Below are 16582 nucleotides of genomic sequence, written 5' to 3'. Positions count from 1 at the left end.
AATACCTTATGGCCACTAAAGCAACTATATTTAAAGTCAATCTGTCTGTGGCTGATATTGATCATGGTTACTACGCTGATCACAGTTTGACCTTGGCTAGACATCCTAGTGAAACAGATGAGCGCATGATGATGCGTTTATTGGCATTATCTTTTAACGCTCATTTTTTAAATGATCTTTGTAATGGGGATGGTCAGTTGGTGTTTGGTGCCGGATTATCGGATCCTGATGAGCCGGATGTTTGGTTAAAAGACTTTACTGGGCAAACTAAGCTATGGGTAGAGGTGGGGCAACCAGAAGAAAAGCCTTTGAGCAGAGCCTGTTCTAAATCTGAAAAAGTAGTTGTCTATGCTTATCACCATGCTGCAGAGGTTTGGTGGAAGGGAATAGAGAACAAGTTAACTAGAATGGATAAGTTGTCTGTGTATCGGGTGAGTGCTGATATTTCTCAACAGTTAGCGATGTGGGCAGAGCGAACTATGCAAATACAAGCAACCATACAAGATGGCCATTTGATGTTGAGCTGCGAGAAGGGGACGCTTGAAGTAACTTGTGAGCGTTGGAAGTAAGCTAAGTTAGCGGGCTAATAGTGTGGCGGTATTTCGTCGCGCAGGCTACTGCCTCCTTCAACTGGCATGCTATTAGCCATTTGTATTTTTAGTGCTTTAATTTCTTTGTAAAGCAACTCGATTTGCTGCTGTTGTTTGTAAACAGTTTGATTGAGCTCTTCAATTAAGTCTTCAGTGAAGCTAAGTTTGATTTCAAGATTGGTGATGCGCTCATCAACTGACATATATTCCCTTTAATGCTTTATAAAAGCTTGATACGTGTAAGCATAGCTGATTAGGGGCTCATCGAGCAAATGTAGATTTGAAGCATTATGATAGGCACTTCAGTTGAAGAAGCTAATTAAAAATGACCCATTTGTCTCCTCGCATTATTTTTTTGATGAGTTTGTCTCCTTTGTTGTGGGCAAGCAATGCGGTTTTGGGGCGTATGTCAGTTGGTATTGTTTCTCCTATGACGTTAAATCTGTTTCGTTGGATTTTTGCCGCTTTAGTTTTGCTTCCCTTAGGCTGGCGAATTCTTAAGAAGCAAAGCCCTTTATGGAAACATAAGACACGTTTTTTTCTTTTGGGCTTGTTTGCTGTGGGTGGGTACAACACGCTCCAATATTTATCTTTGCAAACATCAACACCTATTAATGTGACTTTGATTGCAGCATCAATGCCTATCTGGATGTTGTTGATTGGTGCAGTTTTTTATGATGTTCGCCCTGAATGGCGTCAGCTTGTTGGCGCCTTTATTTCCATTTTAGGGGTGATGGTGGTTCTGTCTCGCGGTGAAATATCGGCATTGTTAAATATCCATCTGGTCGTTGGAGATTTATTTATCTTGTTTGGAACCATTATCTGGGGTTTTTATAGCTGGATGTTAACGAAGCCTGGTTCAAGCAACGAGCGTCAGTGGCATTGGGCTGAATTCTTGTTGGCACAAGTTATTTTTGGTTTAATTTCATCGATTGCTTTTTCAGGTGTGGAAGCAATGACAGGTACTTTTCATTTTCAGTTCAACGCTTGGGTATTGGCTTTGTTGATTTACATCGCGATTGGGCCATCCATTATTGCCTTTAGATGTTGGGGTTTGGGGGTTCAGGAGGCCGGCCCTGCTGTCGCATCATTTTTTTCTAATTTAACGCCTGTATTCGCAGCAGTTATGTCTGCTGTTTTACTTGGCGAGATGCCTCAGTTATTTCATGCTTTGGCTTTTTGTTTAATTTTGTTAGGTATATTGGTTTCATCAAAAATTAAACTACGTTAAATACAGAGTTCAAATCGGCCATCTTCCATTTCTGCTTGCGGCCTAATCCAGTAGTCTTTAGTTTGTAATGATTCATAGACATAAGCTATTTCTAAGGTGGCTTCAATTTTTGCTAGGCCAATCACACGATAGTGCCCACCAGTTTTTAAATGTTTAAGTTGGCTGCCTGGGGGGAACTTGCCTTGAGAGCTTTGAAGAAGGTTCATGGGTGCTGAATCAAATTGTTGGTGAGGTAATCATCATATAAGATATTCACATGGATCAGCAGTTAGAACTAATTCTTGAGTTATGGGAACCATTACAACCTTTAAATATTCGAAAAATGTTTGGGGGTTATGGGGTCTTTAAAGATGGTGTGATGTTCGCTATTTTTATTGGTGGTGTTCTTTATCTTAAGGTGGATCATTTAACAAGCTCAGACTTTTCTAAGCGCTCATTGAGGCCATTCTCTTATGAACGGATAGATAAAGTAGGTAAAAAGAAAACAATAGAGCTATCTTTCTTTGAGGTGCCATTGGATATATATGATGAGCCGCCGATGGCAATTGAGTGGGCTAGAAAAGCATTGGGAGCGGCCCTAAGGGTTAAGAATGCCTGAGAGTTATTAGCTGAGTTGCATCCTTTATCTATGAAGGTTGTTTCGGAAAGTGGATAATTGGGCTCATGCATCAAGAGCTTAGGTTAACGGCACTCCATCTGTTAAGTATCTCAGACCCAACCTTAAAGGGGCAGGGTGTTGCCCGTTTGCGCGAAGACTATTTAAATGGTCATGTTGCTTTAGATGTGAGTAGAAGTATCACCGATGATGGGGTTGTGATTCCTGGTCGGCCGGAGAACCCTATATTGGTGAACCCAGGGTTGGTGAAGCGTCGATCGATGCATACACAAGAGGGTAGAGCTGTCTTAATCCACGCATTGGCGCATATAGAGTTCAATGCGATTAATTTGGCTTTAGATGCTATTTGGCGTTTTCCTCATATGCCTCAGCAATATTACGAAGATTGGTTGAGGGTTGCTCAAGAAGAGGCTTATCACTTTGATTTATTAAATCAGCATCTCAAGGTTCAAGGCTTTCAGTATGGGGATTTCCCAGCACATAACAGCTTATGGGAGATGGTGAGTAAGACCACCGATTCTTTATTAGCTAGGATGGCTTTAGTGCCGCGCACGATGGAATCAAGAGGGTTAGATGCTTTACCGCCTATTCAAGAGAAATTGGCTCAAGCAAATGACCCTGAAACAGTCAAAATCTTACAAATTATTCTGAATGATGAAGTGGGGCATGTGCAAATTGGCAATTATTGGTTTAACTATTTATGCCAACGAGAGTCTGTTGATCCCATTAAGGCTTATGCTGATTTGATGGAAAAATATGAGGCACCTAAATTAAGAGGGCCTTTTAATTATTTGGCTAGAAAAGCTGCAGGGTTTACGGAGGCTGAGTTATTGGCCTTAGATATACATCCGTAACTGAGATTATTTGTATTTGATGGTGCCCCAGGAGAGACTCGAACTCTCACGCCTCTCGGCACCGGCTTCTAAGACCGGCGTGTCTACCATTCCACCACCAGGGCTAATAAAAAAGCCTCTAAATACACCTTAGAAGCTTCTTAGTTATTTGGCTCCTCGACCTGGGCTCGAACCAGGGACCTACGGATTAACAGTCCGGCGCTCTACCGACTGAGCTATCGAGGAATAGACCGAGATTATAGCCTTATTTTTAAAAGATGCCAAATTTTCCATGTCTTTGTTTTAATATCCCCTATAACTCATTCATCTGACTGGAAAAATGCAATCAACTATCTTGGCCCCTATCAGTTTTGTAGGCTTACTCGTTATGTCAAATGTCTTTATGACTTTTGCTTGGTATGCCCATCTCAAAAACTTATCCGATAAACCTTGGTGGATAGCTGCAATTTTAAGTTGGGGGATTGCATTTTTTGAATATGCATTACAGGTGCCAGCCAATCGAATTGGTTTTGAGCATTTCAATTTAGCTCAGTTAAAGATTACGCAAGAAATTATTACCTTAGCTGTTTTTGTGCCATTTTCAGTTTTATATATGGGGCAGCCATTTAAGATTGATTTTATTTGGGCTGGATTATGTCTTTTGGGTGCTGTGTACTTTATATTCAGATGATGAATTTAGAAGTAACTACCTGGAACTTGGCAAAAGATTTCGTTAAGCCTATTCGGTATGAAGCTTTTGTTAAGGCTCAATCTATCCCCGAAGAAGAGGAGTGGGATCATCTTGATACGGTAGCTTGGCATGCTGTATTAACAGTTGATGGTGTTGCTGTAGGCACGGGACGCTTAATTATTAATGGCGCAAAAGCAAGAATAGGGCGTATGGCTATAGATGCCTCTCATCGAGGGAGGGGGTTTGGTAAGGCAATTCTTTTGAAGTTAATAGAGGTTGGAAAAGAAAAAGGCGTACAAGAATTTATCTTGCACGCCCAAGTTCACGCAATTTCTTTTTATGCTCAATCAGGCTTTGAACCTCATGGCCCGATCTTCGATGAAGTGGGTATTGATCATGTTGAAATGCGCTTAGAGATTTGATTAAAAATCAAAAGTGGCTGTAGCTCTGATGATTCTTGGGGCTCCGGGGTAAAGCATATTAGCGCCAAAGCTTTGACTTACATCTCGCCAATAGAACTTATTAAAAATGTTTTCTACAAATATGCGATAAGTAGCTTGGGCTTTACCAACTCTATCAAGATACTTTAGGCCTGCATCAAACTTGTTGTAACTTGGCGCTTGCATTGTGTTTTGCATGTCGATTGGCTTCCCTGAGCTATAAGTCCAGCTACCTTGAATACTTAAGCGTTCGTAGTTAGGTATCAAATAATCAGCGTTAACAATGCTTCTCCAGTGTGGGATGCCAATAGCTTGTTTGCCATTTTGAGTCGGGTCAGTGACTGCGCCTGATTGATCAGCTCTCAAATACATGGCGCTAGCGAGTAAATTTAGACGATTAGTAACTTTTTGAGCCAGTGAAATTTCTGCTCCACGATTAGTTACCGTGCCTTCTTGATAGAGTTTGTAGAGTATGCCGCTATCGTATAAAGAAAACTCATTAGGTCGTCTCATTTGAAAAAGAGCAAAGCTCAACAGCGAATCAGCGTTAATCAATAATTTGCTACCTATTTCATATTGCTCTGTTTGTTTAGGAGGCATGACTATTCGATTTACAAAGCTGTCAGATAAGGCAATAGTTCCAGGTTCAACTCCTTTACTGTAACTTACATAGTTAGTTATTTGAGGAGTTAGTGCATAACTTAAACCAATTTGAGGCAAGAGCCACCATTTGTTTAGTTCAGCATATGCATCTCCAGTGGTTACTTCGTATGCTTTTTGGCGCATTTGCATAGCTCTTAGACCAGCAAATAACTTTGCTTGGCTGTTTAAGTCTATTTGATCATTCAGGAATATGCTTGATTGGGAGTGATCAAGAATTTTATAAACAGTACCTGCAGGTGCTGGCGTTGGCATAATGTTAGAAGGCTGGCTTAAATTATCTGTTCCAACCCAGTAATAGATCGAATTTCCCTTGTATACAGACCGAATTAACTCATCAATTCCAATTGTCCAAGAGTGTTTCATGCCTAACCACTGATGGTTCCCTGTTAGACCGGTTTGAATTTGATCGTTTCTTCTTATTTCCCCTAAGCTTCTAAAGTCATAAGCATCATAGTTACCATTGGAGCAGAAATTTATATGCCATACAGAGGAGGAGTCTGTGCACCCATAGGCATAAAGAGACTGATCATTTATTTTTACTTCACTATGACCTAAGTTAAAAAATCCTTTCAGTGAGTTGTCAATTTCATGAGTAATTTTTAGGCTTGCATTGGTTGAAATAATGTCCGTTGGCGGTACCCATGAATAGCGTCCAAGCATGATATCCGCTGGCACATTGGGAAAGCTCATATTAGGGGCATCTCCCAACATCATCAAAGAAGGAACTGATCTTTCACTTTTGTTTTGATACTCAAAATCAAGCTCAACTTTAGTTTGATTACTTATTTTTGCATCGATAGCTATGCTTGCAAAATCTCGTTTACCTTCAGCGCCAGCAACAAATGGCCTGATATTCTCATGTGCTGCATTAATGCGAATACCTAGGGTTTTAGCCTCATCAAAAAAAGTTCCGTAATCAACTGCGGTATAGGCGGTGCCTCTTTCACCAGTGCCGACAGTAAATGATGTTACTTCTTTAGGGCGCTTAGTTACAAAATTAACGATTCCTCCAGGTGACGCTGCGCCTACCTCGAGAGCGCTAACACCCTTAAGAATTTCCATACGTTCTTTATTTTCAAATGCGAAATTTTGTTCGCCGGTAACCGTTAAACCGTTTACTCTAAAACTTGTTGCTGGGTCCAATTGAAAACCACGGACATATAAATTTTCATAATAGCCAACAGGTGAATAGTAGTCGCCAATTGAGGCATCTAAGCGAACAGCTTCAGACATAACCTTTACTTGTTTATCGTCTAAAAGATCACGTGTAATAACTGTTACTGATGCAGGTAAGTCTTTTAAGTTAACTTCTTGAGTACCGCCAGGGCCTGCAATCATGGCACTTTTTGCCACATAACCAGTGCCTTTTTCACCAGTCACCACCACGGGGGATAACTGGGCTTCTTCGGCAGAAACTTGAGAGTTGATGATAAATAGCAGGGCGCAAGCGCCTGCAATACGGTTTAGTTTTGGCATATAAGCCATCGTTAATACTCCTTATTTAAACGATGGCGAGTTTGGGATGCGATTTTGGACGCTTCCCTGCGCTCGCATTATCGAGATCAGGTTCAACGGGTATTTCTCACCCACATCCGATAAGGCTAGATGCAGGACCCCGAGCTAATATCTAAAACTTCTAGATAGTCATATTATAAATACTTTTAGTATTCGAGTGATGTCAGCAGTTCTTGGATGTATTTTTCTGTTATTTGAAGGCGTTTTTGAACACCACCGCTCACTATGCGATAGGGAATCTTGAGGCTATCTAATTTAGCCTGGATTCTGTAATGAACCTTGGCTTGAGCGAGTGGGCCATCGCGTTGGATACCATCGCTTTTCCATGGAAAATCAATTTGCGTGAAAAGTGTTAAATCGTAGTCATGATTTTGGGCAATTTTCTTAACACCCTGGTCGGTAGCCCCAAACACAACTTCGCTATAAATACCTGTTAGCAAAGGTGTTGTGTCGCAAAATAAAAATACAAGCTCAGGGTTCTCATGCTCAAGAATTAATTTCGAAGCCAGTTCTTTTTCAAGATTCTTTTGTTCAAGGGCGATGAATGCTTGTTCTTCTGCTTTAGGCGTTCTTTTTTCATTCTCCACAAATAAACGTAGTGCCTCAGGCACAAACGCTGCAGGATATTTTGTTTGATACAGAGCAGTTAAATTTTGAGCTAAGGTTGTCTTGCCAGTACATTCGGCACCAATAATGGCAACTTTGATAATGTGGCTCATGCTTTGTTACCTTCTGAGCCCATCAGCTTTGACCATTGGTGCCAGCCTAAAACACATAAAGCAATAAATAGCCCATACAGCACAGCTGTTAAATACAAGCCCTTAAATATATAAAGCCCAATATAAATAACATCAACGAAAGCCCAAACTAGCCAATTCTCAATCCACTTATGAGCGCTCATATAAGTTGCCACCAAACTAGCTGCTGTTAAGAATGCATCGATGGTTGGTACGTCTGAGCTGGTGTATTGAATTAAAGCAAATTTAATCAATACGAATAAAGCCAAGCAAGCTATGGCCATATAAGTGATTGATTTGGCTTTGATGTGGCTAAACGCTATAGATGAAGTTGTTTTTTTAAACCATTTAACCCAGCCATAGATGGCTAAAACGACAAAAACTAATTGAAGGGCGGCATCACCAAATAGCTTGGCATCTTGAAACACCCAGCTATAGGCTAAGGAGCTGATAATTGCTAAGGGCCACGTTAGAACATGGCCTTTAGCATTTAATGCCACGCAAAACAATGACAGTACAAAAGCAATGATTTCTAAATTCATTAGAACTGATTAGGCTTTTCTTAGCAAGAAATCAGCAGTCACAGCTGCAGCATCGGGGGTGAGCGCACCTTCTAAGATTAATTCTGCAGCGCTTGCGAAAGGTAGGCGTATAAACCCTTCAACTTCACCATCATTATTTTGAGGATTAAAGTCATCAGGAAGTTCTAGGTCGAAAATAAACAGGCTCTCATCGTGTAGGCCTTTGGGCTCTACAACACGTTTGACATGGATAACGCCAATCGGGTCAATCAATCTAGCTAAATTTTCTGGAATGCCGGATTCTTCCCAAAGCTCTCGAAGAGCACATTGTTGTGGCGTTTCATCAGCACTAATGCCGCCTGCGGCAATGTTATCCAACATGTTGGGGTCTGTGGCTTTGGTCATGCTACGTTTTCCCAGCCAGATTTCTTTATTTTGGGTATAGCCATTGATATGACAGGCTCTGCTATGAAAGCCTAAAGATCTAAAAATAGCTCGTTCAACTCTAAAACGCTCATGGCCTAGTTCATCAACCCAAGCAAATTCTTCACCTCGCCAACCAGGAACTAAGCCTTCTTTTTTGAGAAACTCTGCTAAATCTCTTAATTCTTGGCTTAATAGGCTAGGTGGTAATTTTTCTAATTGAAGATGCTCGCCAAAACGAACAAGTGCATTACTTTCCGTTTCTTCAATATAACGCTCAATAATGGGCACATAATCTGGCTGAATATGGCCAATAATATGAACGCCATAGCGAACGCTCAACCAATGATGGGGAACTGGTCTTATAGAAGTTTCAAGTAACTCCTCGAGTGCAGCTCTAGTTGTGGCGGAAATTAATGACATATCTACAATATTCTTAAATATCGCTTGATTATCGTCTAAAGCTAACCATTAGCTTCATAATCAATCTAACATTCACATTATTAACGAAAAATATAGAGATATGAGTCAAGAAGCCATTTCCGAGTCTGAAGATTTTGAACCTTTAGTGCAGTCCGGCCACTCCATTTGCCCATCAGATTTATTGGTTGATGGAGAGGATGGTTTTAGATTTCAGGTGAGAGCTTCCGATATTGCACAAAGAGTAGGTGGTGTAGACCATAGAGTTGATGAAACATTGCCTGCTTTTTTGATTCGTCACGATGGTATAGCTCATGCTTACCTTAATCGTTGTGCTCATGTGGCGATGGAATTGGATTGGCAGCCAGGTAAATTTTTTACACAAGATAAAACAGCGCTTATTTGTGCATCTCATGATGCTCAATATTTACCAGATACGGGAGAATGCATTTCTGGGCCTTGCCCACGAGGCGCTACTCTTATTAAGCTGGATGTAGAGGAAAAAGAAGGCAAGATTTTTCTGTGTCAAGTTGTTTAAGAAAAATATTTTTGAGAATTACATTTGTTAAATTATTTTTCACTTAATTTAAAAATGATCTGCCTATTTTTTGGGCAAGCAACTTCAAGCCATGTTGTATAAGACTTTTTCTATTTTTTAGAGGTAGTAGTCCACAGAAGCTGTGGATAAGTTTTGAAAAATTTTGAGAAAAATAATTTTTTACCCCTATTGACATTAATCTGAAAGATAATTTTTATAAATGTTTTTATGGAATCTATGCTCGGCTACTTAGCCGCAACATTAACAATGGTTACCTTGGGTTGATTTATGGTTGCATAATTGAGGTGCAGCTCATTGTTGCAGCAAATGCGATTACATTACTGTTATCGCTTTGTATTTTGTGGATAAAAATCAATGAATAAATTATTAATAGCACTATTTTTAAGTATCGGGCTTGTTGCTTGTGCTTCAGCTCCCTTAACTAATGCTGATGGTGAAAGCCTGTCGGATGTTCAAAATAAATTGCTGGGTGATATGCCTTTGCCTGGTGGGTCACGCATTGATAATGAAAAGTCTTTGATTTTGGGTAGTGGTGATGGTTGGGCAGGTCGCGTGGCAATTAATTCTGCTCAAAATGGTACGGAAACTTTTAATTTCTTTAGAGATCAGTATCAAAAATCTGGGTGGACCTTAGTTTCTTCAACAAAAACTAAAAATAGTATTTTGGTGTTTATTAAAAAAGATAGAACAGCAACCATTGAAATTGAAGAAGGGTCATTTGGTGGTAAAGCTTCAGTTACGCTTACCGTTGCTCCAAGAAGTACAGTTATTCCTCCAGTTGGAAAATAGCAGGGGGTAGTTCTTATGAAGATTAAACCTGGATCTTTGTTGTATGCCTTGGGTGTTTGGCATCATTTTTGGAAATTGGCTGGTTATCCTTTAAATCGTTATGCACTATTGGTGCTACGCGCTAATGTCCAAGTGTGGAAGCTTAGAAGGTCAAAGTAATTTAGAAGTTAGTTTTCTCTGCTTTAAATAATTTAATGCCTACAGTTGCAACGCCAATAATTAGCATGGTTCCTAAAAAATCTCCAAGTGCCATGGCAAGGCTATCTCTGATATAAAAACTGTAATGTTTTTGTAAAAAATAACTCAGTGTGAATTGGGTAACAAAAGCATGAATGAGGTTGCTGATCACGGATAAAACGGGAATCTGCCAATATTTGAGATTGCTTAAATCTAGATGAATACTCAATTGTTTCATCGTAAATCTAATGGCAATTAAGCTAGCTAGGCTACTACTTGTCGCAAAAGTTAGCCAGATGCTGATATTTTGATCCGGTAAGATATTGATGGCTGAGATGAATAAAGCGATGCAGTCCCCGATAGCTCCCCAAATACCAAATAGCATGATGCTAAGAAGCCGGCTGCCAGCAGGTAAAAAAATAAGATAAATCCAATCATCATGAACAAGGACTTCTGGGGATAGCTTAGTTATTTCTAGGGAAATGAAGTAAAGCGATAAAGACACCAGAACCATGAGCAGTCTTTGAAGAGTTGGGTTCTTGGCAAAATTGACCGACATAGCTTACTTTTATATCCTTCTTAATTAATAACAAATTAAATTAAAAGGACCTGATTAGCTATAGGGGCTTACCTCTATCAGAGTAGGGCAATATTAATATTCTGTAAAAATATTGGTTTTTTCAATAAAATCTAGTTGTAATTTTTAGCACTTTAAAGGTTACAATAATCCTCAACATGACTAAAAATCAGAGCCCTGATATTTATTTTAGATTCCTTAATTTGGTTAAGGTTCTAGCTGAAAATGGTTCAAAGGATTTGGATAGTACAGCTAAACAAATCTTGGAAACTATTTGTTTACATACTTACGCCACAAAAGAGTATTTAACCGTCTCAGAAATTATTTCAATGAGTGATATTGGGTCGCCAGCGACATTGCATGCCCGTATTAAAAAGATGGTGGCCATGGGGTATGTGAGCTTAGATGTTCAAAAAGATGCTCGTATTAAAAAAGTTATTCCAACAGCTAAGGCTTATAAGTATTTCGAACAGTTAAGCAATAATTTGGTGGCTGCTGTTACCGGTATTTAAAGTTTTGATGCCTTAGGGCGCAGGGTCATCTAATCTAAATAAATATTTGTGCAAAGAATCCATCAGTAATACGTTGGCTTGTTCATCTGATAGTTTTTTCTCACGTACAAAGTTATCTACGCCCTTAAGTAATTTCTTAAAAAGCTCAAATTGTTCAGGTGTATCAATTTGAACCTCTTTGCCAGTTGCTTCAGCGATGAGCATGGGGCATAAAAATCCTAATTCAGTTGTGATAGATGCTTTGTAAGCTTGAATTACTGAAATGGATTTAGTTAACTCGGTTTGGAGTGGGTCATGTGCTTCTGCAATCAAATTAATATTTGACCAATAAGCAAATAAAAGAGAGACTCTTTCAACAATCGCTTGTGTGTCATTGCTAGATAGATGTTCTAGATGGGCTTCAAAAGCATCTGTATTGTCCGCGTTGAAGATAACCCCAATTTTTTCTTTTAGAAGCGATATGAGGTGATCAATCGATAAATTTTCTGACATGTGATCTTTCAAGAGTGTGGCTTGGTCCCGCCAACAGGAATCGAACCTGTGTCTACCGCTTAGGAGGCAGTTGTACTATCCACTGTACTATGGCGAGCATCAAAATAGGGCGCTAGCTTACCATCCGCAGAGAGTAAGCACAGTATTTGCTATATCTACAATTAAAGTCGGGTTGAAATACGCCATAAAAACCAAGCCCAAAATTAATACGATTGCTAATTTTATTAGAATTAACTTTGTTAAGAAAGACATAACTAATTCGTGCTTGGAACGATATGGGGTCTAACGATAGCCGATTCTTTGATGGGTATATTAACTGCCCCGGCAAAAATGCCTAAAGCAATTGCAATGAGCCAAACGATGTTATAGCTCCCCATTCTGTCATATAAATAGCCGCCTAAATACACGCCTAAGAAACTGCCAATTTGGTGTGATAGAAAGGCGAACCCAGAAAGCATAGCCATGTGTTTGATGCCAAATATTTGTGTAATAAGTGCGTTTGTAACGGGGACTGTTGAGAGCCATAGAACTCCCATGACTGCAGAGAAAATGTACACAGAGCTTGAGCTAATCGGAAGCAATAAGAAAATGCTAATCGCAATTGAGCGAGAAACATAGATGGCTGCAAGAATTAAGCGTTTAGGGAATTTTTGACCGAGTACCCCCGCATAGTAAGTGCCAAGTACATTAAATAAACCAATCAATGCTAAAGCAATGGTGGCCAATTCAGGGTTGCTGATACCTGGGTAAATTTTTGACATGTCACGTAGGTATGCTGGAAAGTGAACGCCAATAAAAACAACTTGAAAGCCGCAAACAAAGTAACCTAAATTAATTAATAGGAAATTTTTCTCCTGAAAAGCCTCTTTAATCGCTTCGATGGCTGTTTGCTCTTGTTGTTTGAGAGTGGGTTTAGTCTTGCCTTCGCGAAGTAGGTAAGAGAGTGGCAAGATCAACATGGCAAGAACAGAAAGCGCTAAGAGCGCATCTTGCGGGCCAAAATAAGAAATTAAGGTTTGATCAACTGGAATCATTAAAAACTGGCCAAATGAACCCATGGCTGCAGCAACACCCATAGCCCATACTCTTTTTTCTTCTGGACAGTTTCTGCCAATAACACCATAAACAACAATATAAGTGGTGCATGATTGGGCTATTCCGATCATGATGCCGCCAAATAAAATAAACATTAAAGATGAACTAGCGGTTGCCATACCAGCTAATCCGGCAGTATAGAGTAGGCCGCCAATTAAAAGAACCTTGAAAGAGCCCAAACGATCGGAAAGACCTCCAAATAATGGTTGTGTGATGCCCCAGGTAAGGTTTTGCAAAGCCATAGCTAAGGCAAATGTTTCACGTCCCCAACCGTTGAGCTGGGTAATTGATAAATTAAATAAACCAAAGCCGTGTCGAATACCCATGGATAGGGTGACGAGTAACCCGCCGGCAATTAATATTTTTGTGAGGCTGAGTGAACGGTTATTCAAAATTTTCCTGGAATTTAATCGGTTATGAGTAATGATTAAAAATCAAATAACACCTTTATTTTTTAACGCTTGAATGTCAGCATCGCTTAATCCTAATCGCTCTTTAAGAATTTCGCTTGTATGTTGCCCGAGCAGGGGCGGCGGCCTATTTTCAACAACAGGTGTTGCGCTTAATCTCATGGGGCTTCGGACTAAAGGAACTGTTCCTCCCGTTGGATGAGTCATTTCCATTTTGATATTTCTTGCGATAACTTGCTCATTGGCAAAGACTTCTTCAAAGTCATTAATGGGGCCACAAGGAACATTGGCATGGTCTAATGCTTCAATCCATTCGGATTTAGTTTTTTTAAGTGTCATCGCCTGTAGAAGAGGGATAAGGCTATCTCGATGTCTAATTCTTTCTGGGTTGGTGGCATAAAGCGGGTTATCGGCTAGATGGGCTTCGCCACCTGTCTGAACAAAATGCCTAAATTGACTGTCATTGCCAGCAGCAACAATGATCCAGCCATCAGCAGCTTTAAATGTTTGGTAGGGCACAATATTGGGACTAGCGTTACCCCACCGCTTAGGTGATACGCCGCTTATTAGGTAGTTGCTAGCAACATTGGCCATAGTAGCTATTTGCACATCTAAAAGAGCTAAATCAATGCATTGCCCTTCGCCTGTACGATCTCTGTGTACTACGGCTGCTAGTACTGCGGAGGTGGCATACATGCCTGTAAATAGGTCTGCAATTGCTACGCCTGCTTTTTGAGGACCACCGCCAGGTAACTCGTCTTTTTCACCTGTAACGCTCATGAAGCCCCCCATACCTTGAACGACAACATCGTAGCCAGGTCGATGTGCAAAAGGGCCTGTTTGACCAAAACCTGTTATAGAACAATAGATTAGATCATTTTTAATCTTTTTTAGGCTGTCATAATCTAGGCCGTATTTCTTCAATTGGCCTACTTTGTAGTTTTCAAGGACTATATCGCTGTCTAAAACCAATTTTTTGATGATTTCTTGACCTTCTTTGGTCGAAATATCCAAAGTAATCGATCTTTTATTGCGATTAATGGCTAAATAAAAAGCAGATTCTGTGGTCTCTTGGCCCTCAGAATTTCTCAAAAAAGGAGGGCCCCATTGGCGTGTGTCATCGCCCGCGATTGGCCGCTCAACCTTGATTACATCGGCTCCTAGGTCAGCTAGGTTCTGCCCACACCAAGGGCCAGCTAGTACTCGACTAAGGTCTAAAACTCGAAGGTGATTAAGTGCTCCCATGGAGTTCATTTTCGCATGTGGATACAATTCTTCGCCATGGCAACAAAAAAATCAGACCAATATAGCGAATCGTCGATCAAAGTCCTGAAGGGCCTTGAACCTGTCAAACAACGTCCCGGTATGTACACGCGGACCGATAACCCCTTGCATATGATCCAAGAGGTTATCGATAACGCATCCGATGAGGCCTTAGGTGGCCACGGTAAGCACATCATGGTGACTTTGCACACGGATGGCAGTGTTAGCGTGGAAGATGATGGCCGAGGTATTCCTGTGGGGATGCATCCAGAGGAAAAAAGACCTGTTGTAGAGCTTGTATTTACGCAGCTGCATGCTGGTGGCAAATTTGAAAAGGGCTCTGGTGGTGCTTATGCTTTCTCTGGCGGTCTACATGGTGTAGGTGTTTCTGTTACTAATGCCTTATCGAAGAGAATGGAAGTTACAGTTTGGCGTGATAAACAAGTTTCTACTTTGGCATTTGAAGCAGGTTTTGTCGTTGAGCCACTGAAGACCAAAATTGCTCCGATGGGAGATCGTCCCAATGGTACAAAGGTGCGCGCATGGCCTGATGGCAAGTATTTTGATAGCGCCAGCATTCCATTAGCCGAACTACAGCGTTTATTGCGCTCGAAAGCGGTGTTATTGCCTGGCGTTAAAGTGACCTTGATTCAAGAAAAGGGCGGCGAGCCTCAAACTTGGCTTTATGCCCAAGGGTTGAAGGGTTATTTAGATGAGGCAATGGCTCAAGGTGGCCATAGCCCTGTTGTAATCCCAGCTTTTGATGGTGAGCATTTTGCTGATCCTAATCGTGCGGGTGAAGATTCATTTGCAGAAGGCGAAGGGGCTAGTTGGGTTGTGGCATGGACAGAGGAAGGTGCACCTGTTCGTGAAAGTTATGTGAATTTGATACCGACACCTGCAGGTGGTACTCATGAGAGTGGTTTACGTGAGGGCCTTTTTAATGCAGTGAAAAGTTTTATTGATATTCATGCGTTGCAACCTAAGGGCGTGAAGTTGATGCCTGAAGACGTTTTTGCGCGTGCTTCATTTGTGCTTTCAGCGAAGGTATTGGATCCTCAGTTCCAAGGTCAAATTAAAGAGCGTTTAAATTCTCGCGATGCAGTTCGTTTAGTTTCAGGTTTTGTGAAGTCAGCACTAGATCTTTGGTTGAATCAACATGTTGATTACGGCAAAAAGTTAGCGGAACTTGTGATTAAGCAGGCGCAAGCTAGAACGCGTGCTGGTCAAAAAGTAGAAAAGAAAAAATCATCAGGTGTGGCAGTGTTACCTGGGAAACTCACTGATTGTGAGAGTGAAGATATCGCTAATAATGAAATTTTTCTTGTTGAGGGTGATTCAGCTGGTGGTTCTGCCAAGATGGGGCGCAATAAAGAGTATCAAGCAATTCTTCCCTTGCGCGGTAAGGTTCTGAATACTTGGGAAGCGGAAAGAGACCGTTTATTTGCAAATAATGAGGTCCATGATATTGCTGTAGCTATTGGCGTGGATCCTCATGGTAATAAGGATGAGCCTGATTTAAGTAACTTGCGTTACGGAAAGATTTGTATTCTTTCTGATGCGGACGTTGACGGTGCTCATATTCAAGTATTGCTGTTAACGTTGTTCTATAAGCATTTCCCTAAGTTAATGGAGAGAGGGCATGTGTATATTGCAAGGCCTCCTTTATTTAGGGTTGATGCTCCTGCAAGAGGTAAGAAGCCAGCTCAAAAACTCTATGCTTTGGATGAAGGTGAGTTGAAGTCGATTGAAGATAAATTGCGTAAAGATGGTTTGCGTGAAGGTAGTTGGCAAATTAGCCGCTTCAAGGGTTTGGGTGAGATGAATGCAGAACAACTTTGGGATACAACATTAAATCCAGATACACGTCGTTTATTACCTGTAACTGAAGGCGAATTTGGTGAGGTTGAGACTGTTAAGACAATGGATATGTTGATGGGTAAATCAGAGTCTGGCGCACGGAAAACATGGTTGGAAGAGCGCGGTAACGAAGTTGAAGCTGATATTTAAGTCCGAAGCCTAAGAAAA

At 40.7% G+C, this 16582-nt stretch carries 21 protein-coding genes, 3 tRNA genes and 1 riboswitch; of the genes, 11 read left to right on the top strand and 13 right to left on the bottom strand.

Annotated features, from left to right (window positions below; genetic code table 11):
* Nucleotides 1-8: 8 nt before the first annotated feature.
* A complete protein-coding gene (locus ICV01_RS05075) occupies nt 9-569 on the top strand; it encodes a YaeQ family protein (protein WP_215286423.1) in 561 nt (186 codons plus the stop codon).
* A gap of 14 nt (nt 570-583) precedes the next feature.
* Here the strand turns inward: ICV01_RS05075 and ICV01_RS05070 are convergent, their stop codons facing one another.
* Nucleotides 584-793, bottom strand: a complete 210-nt coding sequence (locus tag ICV01_RS05070) for a SlyX family protein (protein ID WP_215286422.1) — start codon at nt 791-793, stop codon at nt 584-586.
* Nucleotides 794-915: 122 nt separating this feature from the next.
* On the opposite strand from ICV01_RS05070, the gene ICV01_RS05065 reads away from it, so the two are divergent.
* Nucleotides 916-1821, top strand: a complete 906-nt coding sequence (locus tag ICV01_RS05065) for a DMT family transporter (protein ID WP_215286421.1) — start codon at nt 916-918, stop codon at nt 1819-1821.
* Here ICV01_RS05065 and ICV01_RS05060 read toward each other — a convergent pair.
* Entirely contained in the window at nt 1818-2027 is a 210-nt protein-coding gene (locus tag ICV01_RS05060; protein WP_215286420.1) for a DUF1653 domain-containing protein, read from the bottom strand. The genes ICV01_RS05065 and ICV01_RS05060 overlap by 4 nt on opposite strands.
* Nucleotides 2028-2077: 50 nt before the next feature.
* Between ICV01_RS05060 and ICV01_RS05055 the strand changes: the two genes are divergently transcribed.
* Together ICV01_RS05055 and ICV01_RS05050 are read left to right on the top strand one after the other, a co-directional pair.
* Nucleotides 2078-2419 (top strand): TfoX/Sxy family protein, encoded by a 342-nt coding sequence (locus ICV01_RS05055; RefSeq protein ID WP_215286419.1) that lies wholly within the window; start codon nt 2078-2080, stop codon nt 2417-2419.
* A 65-nt stretch (nt 2420-2484) separates the two neighbouring features.
* A complete protein-coding gene (locus ICV01_RS05050; protein WP_215286418.1) occupies nt 2485-3291 on the top strand; it encodes a ferritin-like domain-containing protein in 807 nt (268 codons plus the stop codon).
* Nucleotides 3292-3311: 20 nt separating this feature from the next.
* On the opposite strand, the gene ICV01_RS05045 is transcribed toward ICV01_RS05050, so the two are convergent.
* Nucleotides 3312-3395 (bottom strand) — tRNA-Leu (locus ICV01_RS05045).
* Nucleotides 3396-3440: 45 nt separating this feature from the next.
* Nucleotides 3441-3516 (bottom strand) — tRNA-Asn (locus tag ICV01_RS05040).
* Between the two features lie 94 nt (nt 3517-3610).
* On the opposite strand from ICV01_RS05040, the gene ICV01_RS05035 reads away from it, so the two are divergent.
* A complete protein-coding gene (locus tag ICV01_RS05035; RefSeq protein ID WP_215286417.1) occupies nt 3611-3961 on the top strand; it encodes a DMT family protein in 351 nt (116 codons plus the stop codon).
* Nucleotides 3958-4383 (top strand): GNAT family N-acetyltransferase, encoded by a 426-nt coding sequence (locus tag ICV01_RS05030; protein WP_215286416.1) that lies wholly within the window; start codon nt 3958-3960, stop codon nt 4381-4383. Before ICV01_RS05035 ends, ICV01_RS05030 begins: the two co-directional genes overlap by 4 nt.
* Here the strand turns inward: ICV01_RS05030 and ICV01_RS05025 are convergent, their stop codons facing one another.
* From ICV01_RS05025 to ICV01_RS05010, 4 genes are all read right to left on the bottom strand, one after another.
* Nucleotides 4384-6549, bottom strand: coding sequence for a TonB-dependent siderophore receptor (locus tag ICV01_RS05025; protein WP_215286415.1), 2166 nt, complete (start codon nt 6547-6549; stop codon nt 4384-4386).
* A 37-nt stretch (nt 6550-6586) separates the two neighbouring features.
* Nucleotides 6587-6692, bottom strand: a riboswitch (TPP riboswitch).
* Between the two features lie 33 nt (nt 6693-6725).
* Entirely contained in the window at nt 6726-7298 is a 573-nt protein-coding gene (locus ICV01_RS05020) for an AAA family ATPase (RefSeq protein WP_215286414.1), read from the bottom strand.
* Complete coding sequence (gene pnuC / locus ICV01_RS05015) at nt 7295-7858, bottom strand: nicotinamide riboside transporter PnuC (RefSeq protein ID WP_215286413.1); 564 nt, start codon at nt 7856-7858, stop codon at nt 7295-7297. The genes ICV01_RS05020 and pnuC overlap by 4 nt, the downstream gene beginning before the upstream one ends.
* Nucleotides 7859-7867: 9 nt before the next feature.
* Nucleotides 7868-8683, bottom strand: coding sequence for an NUDIX domain-containing protein (locus tag ICV01_RS05010; protein ID WP_215286412.1), 816 nt, complete (start codon nt 8681-8683; stop codon nt 7868-7870).
* Nucleotides 8684-8783: 100 nt separating this feature from the next.
* On the opposite strand from ICV01_RS05010, the gene ICV01_RS05005 reads away from it, so the two are divergent.
* The 3 genes from ICV01_RS05005 (at nt 8784) to ICV01_RS04995 (ending at nt 10187) form a co-directional block, all read left to right on the top strand.
* Nucleotides 8784-9218, top strand: a complete 435-nt coding sequence (locus ICV01_RS05005) for a Rieske 2Fe-2S domain-containing protein (protein ID WP_215286411.1) — start codon at nt 8784-8786, stop codon at nt 9216-9218.
* 375 nt (nt 9219-9593) lie between these two features.
* Nucleotides 9594-10028, top strand: coding sequence for a hypothetical protein (locus tag ICV01_RS05000; protein ID WP_215286410.1), 435 nt, complete (start codon nt 9594-9596; stop codon nt 10026-10028).
* 15 nt (nt 10029-10043) lie between these two features.
* Nucleotides 10044-10187: a hypothetical protein gene (locus ICV01_RS04995; RefSeq protein ID WP_215286409.1), complete on the top strand. Its 144-nt coding sequence runs from the start codon at nt 10044-10046 to the stop codon at nt 10185-10187.
* Between the two features lies 1 nt (nt 10188).
* Here ICV01_RS04995 and ICV01_RS04990 read toward each other — a convergent pair whose 3' ends face one another.
* Complete coding sequence (locus ICV01_RS04990) at nt 10189-10764, bottom strand: hypothetical protein (protein WP_215286408.1); 576 nt, start codon at nt 10762-10764, stop codon at nt 10189-10191.
* 176 nt (nt 10765-10940) lie between these two features.
* Here ICV01_RS04990 and ICV01_RS04985 point away from each other — a divergent pair, with 176 nt between their 5' ends.
* Nucleotides 10941-11294, top strand: coding sequence for a hypothetical protein (locus ICV01_RS04985; RefSeq protein ID WP_215286407.1), 354 nt, complete (start codon nt 10941-10943; stop codon nt 11292-11294).
* Nucleotides 11295-11306: 12 nt separating this feature from the next.
* On the opposite strand, the gene ICV01_RS04980 is transcribed toward ICV01_RS04985, so the two are convergent.
* The 4 genes from ICV01_RS04980 to ICV01_RS04965 all read right to left on the bottom strand — a co-directional run bounded on the left by ICV01_RS04980 (nt 11307) and on the right by ICV01_RS04965 (nt 14536).
* Nucleotides 11307-11786 (bottom strand): hypothetical protein, encoded by a 480-nt coding sequence (locus tag ICV01_RS04980; RefSeq protein WP_215286406.1) that lies wholly within the window; start codon nt 11784-11786, stop codon nt 11307-11309.
* Nucleotides 11787-11808: 22 nt separating this feature from the next.
* Nucleotides 11809-11883, bottom strand: a tRNA-Arg gene (locus ICV01_RS04975).
* Between the two features lie 157 nt (nt 11884-12040).
* Nucleotides 12041-13273: an MFS transporter gene (locus tag ICV01_RS04970; protein ID WP_215286405.1), complete on the bottom strand. Its 1233-nt coding sequence runs from the start codon at nt 13271-13273 to the stop codon at nt 12041-12043.
* A 42-nt stretch (nt 13274-13315) separates the two neighbouring features.
* Complete coding sequence (locus tag ICV01_RS04965; protein WP_215286404.1) at nt 13316-14536, bottom strand: CaiB/BaiF CoA-transferase family protein; 1221 nt, start codon at nt 14534-14536, stop codon at nt 13316-13318.
* Between the two features lie 36 nt (nt 14537-14572).
* Here ICV01_RS04965 and ICV01_RS04960 point away from each other — a divergent pair, with 36 nt between their 5' ends.
* On the top strand, nt 14573-16564 hold the full coding sequence (locus tag ICV01_RS04960; protein ID WP_215286403.1) for a DNA topoisomerase IV subunit B: 1992 nt from the start codon (nt 14573-14575) through the stop codon (nt 16562-16564).
* Nucleotides 16565-16582: the final 18 nt, after the last annotated feature.

It is taken from the genome of Polynucleobacter sp. MWH-Spelu-300-X4 (genome assembly GCF_018687515.1).
Taxonomy (GTDB): Bacteria; Pseudomonadota; Gammaproteobacteria; order Burkholderiales; family Burkholderiaceae; genus Polynucleobacter.
This window is presented reverse-complemented; position numbering and strand designations above follow the sequence as displayed.

What these genes read in the sequence shown, in the direction of transcription:
- ICV01_RS05075 (WP_215286423.1), top strand. Translation starts at nt 9, where the DNA reads ATGGCCACTAAAGCAACTATATTTAAAGTCAATCTGTCTGTGGCTGAT.
- ICV01_RS05070 (WP_215286422.1), bottom strand. Translation starts at nt 793, where the DNA reads ATGTCAGTTGATGAGCGCATCACCAATCTTGAAATCAAACTTAGCTTC.
- ICV01_RS05065 (WP_215286421.1), top strand. Translation starts at nt 916, where the DNA reads ATGACCCATTTGTCTCCTCGCATTATTTTTTTGATGAGTTTGTCTCCT.
- ICV01_RS05060 (WP_215286420.1), bottom strand. Translation starts at nt 2,027, where the DNA reads ATGAACCTTCTTCAAAGCTCTCAAGGCAAGTTCCCCCCAGGCAGCCAA.
- ICV01_RS05055 (WP_215286419.1), top strand. Translation starts at nt 2,078, where the DNA reads ATGGATCAGCAGTTAGAACTAATTCTTGAGTTATGGGAACCATTACAA.
- ICV01_RS05050 (WP_215286418.1), top strand. Translation starts at nt 2,485, where the DNA reads ATGCATCAAGAGCTTAGGTTAACGGCACTCCATCTGTTAAGTATCTCA.
- ICV01_RS05035 (WP_215286417.1), top strand. Translation starts at nt 3,611, where the DNA reads ATGCAATCAACTATCTTGGCCCCTATCAGTTTTGTAGGCTTACTCGTT.
- ICV01_RS05030 (WP_215286416.1), top strand. Translation starts at nt 3,958, where the DNA reads ATGATGAATTTAGAAGTAACTACCTGGAACTTGGCAAAAGATTTCGTT.
- ICV01_RS05025 (WP_215286415.1), bottom strand. Translation starts at nt 6,549, where the DNA reads ATGGCTTATATGCCAAAACTAAACCGTATTGCAGGCGCTTGCGCCCTG.
- ICV01_RS05020 (WP_215286414.1), bottom strand. Translation starts at nt 7,298, where the DNA reads ATGAGCCACATTATCAAAGTTGCCATTATTGGTGCCGAATGTACTGGC.
- pnuC (WP_215286413.1), bottom strand. Translation starts at nt 7,858, where the DNA reads ATGAATTTAGAAATCATTGCTTTTGTACTGTCATTGTTTTGCGTGGCA.
- ICV01_RS05010 (WP_215286412.1), bottom strand. Translation starts at nt 8,683, where the DNA reads ATGTCATTAATTTCCGCCACAACTAGAGCTGCACTCGAGGAGTTACTT.
- ICV01_RS05005 (WP_215286411.1), top strand. Translation starts at nt 8,784, where the DNA reads ATGAGTCAAGAAGCCATTTCCGAGTCTGAAGATTTTGAACCTTTAGTG.
- ICV01_RS05000 (WP_215286410.1), top strand. Translation starts at nt 9,594, where the DNA reads ATGAATAAATTATTAATAGCACTATTTTTAAGTATCGGGCTTGTTGCT.
- ICV01_RS04995 (WP_215286409.1), top strand. Translation starts at nt 10,044, where the DNA reads ATGAAGATTAAACCTGGATCTTTGTTGTATGCCTTGGGTGTTTGGCAT.
- ICV01_RS04990 (WP_215286408.1), bottom strand. Translation starts at nt 10,764, where the DNA reads ATGTCGGTCAATTTTGCCAAGAACCCAACTCTTCAAAGACTGCTCATG.
- ICV01_RS04985 (WP_215286407.1), top strand. Translation starts at nt 10,941, where the DNA reads ATGACTAAAAATCAGAGCCCTGATATTTATTTTAGATTCCTTAATTTG.
- ICV01_RS04980 (WP_215286406.1), bottom strand. Translation starts at nt 11,786, where the DNA reads ATGTCAGAAAATTTATCGATTGATCACCTCATATCGCTTCTAAAAGAA.
- ICV01_RS04965 (WP_215286404.1), bottom strand. Translation starts at nt 14,536, where the DNA reads ATGGGAGCACTTAATCACCTTCGAGTTTTAGACCTTAGTCGAGTACTA.
- ICV01_RS04960 (WP_215286403.1), top strand. Translation starts at nt 14,573, where the DNA reads ATGGCAACAAAAAAATCAGACCAATATAGCGAATCGTCGATCAAAGTC.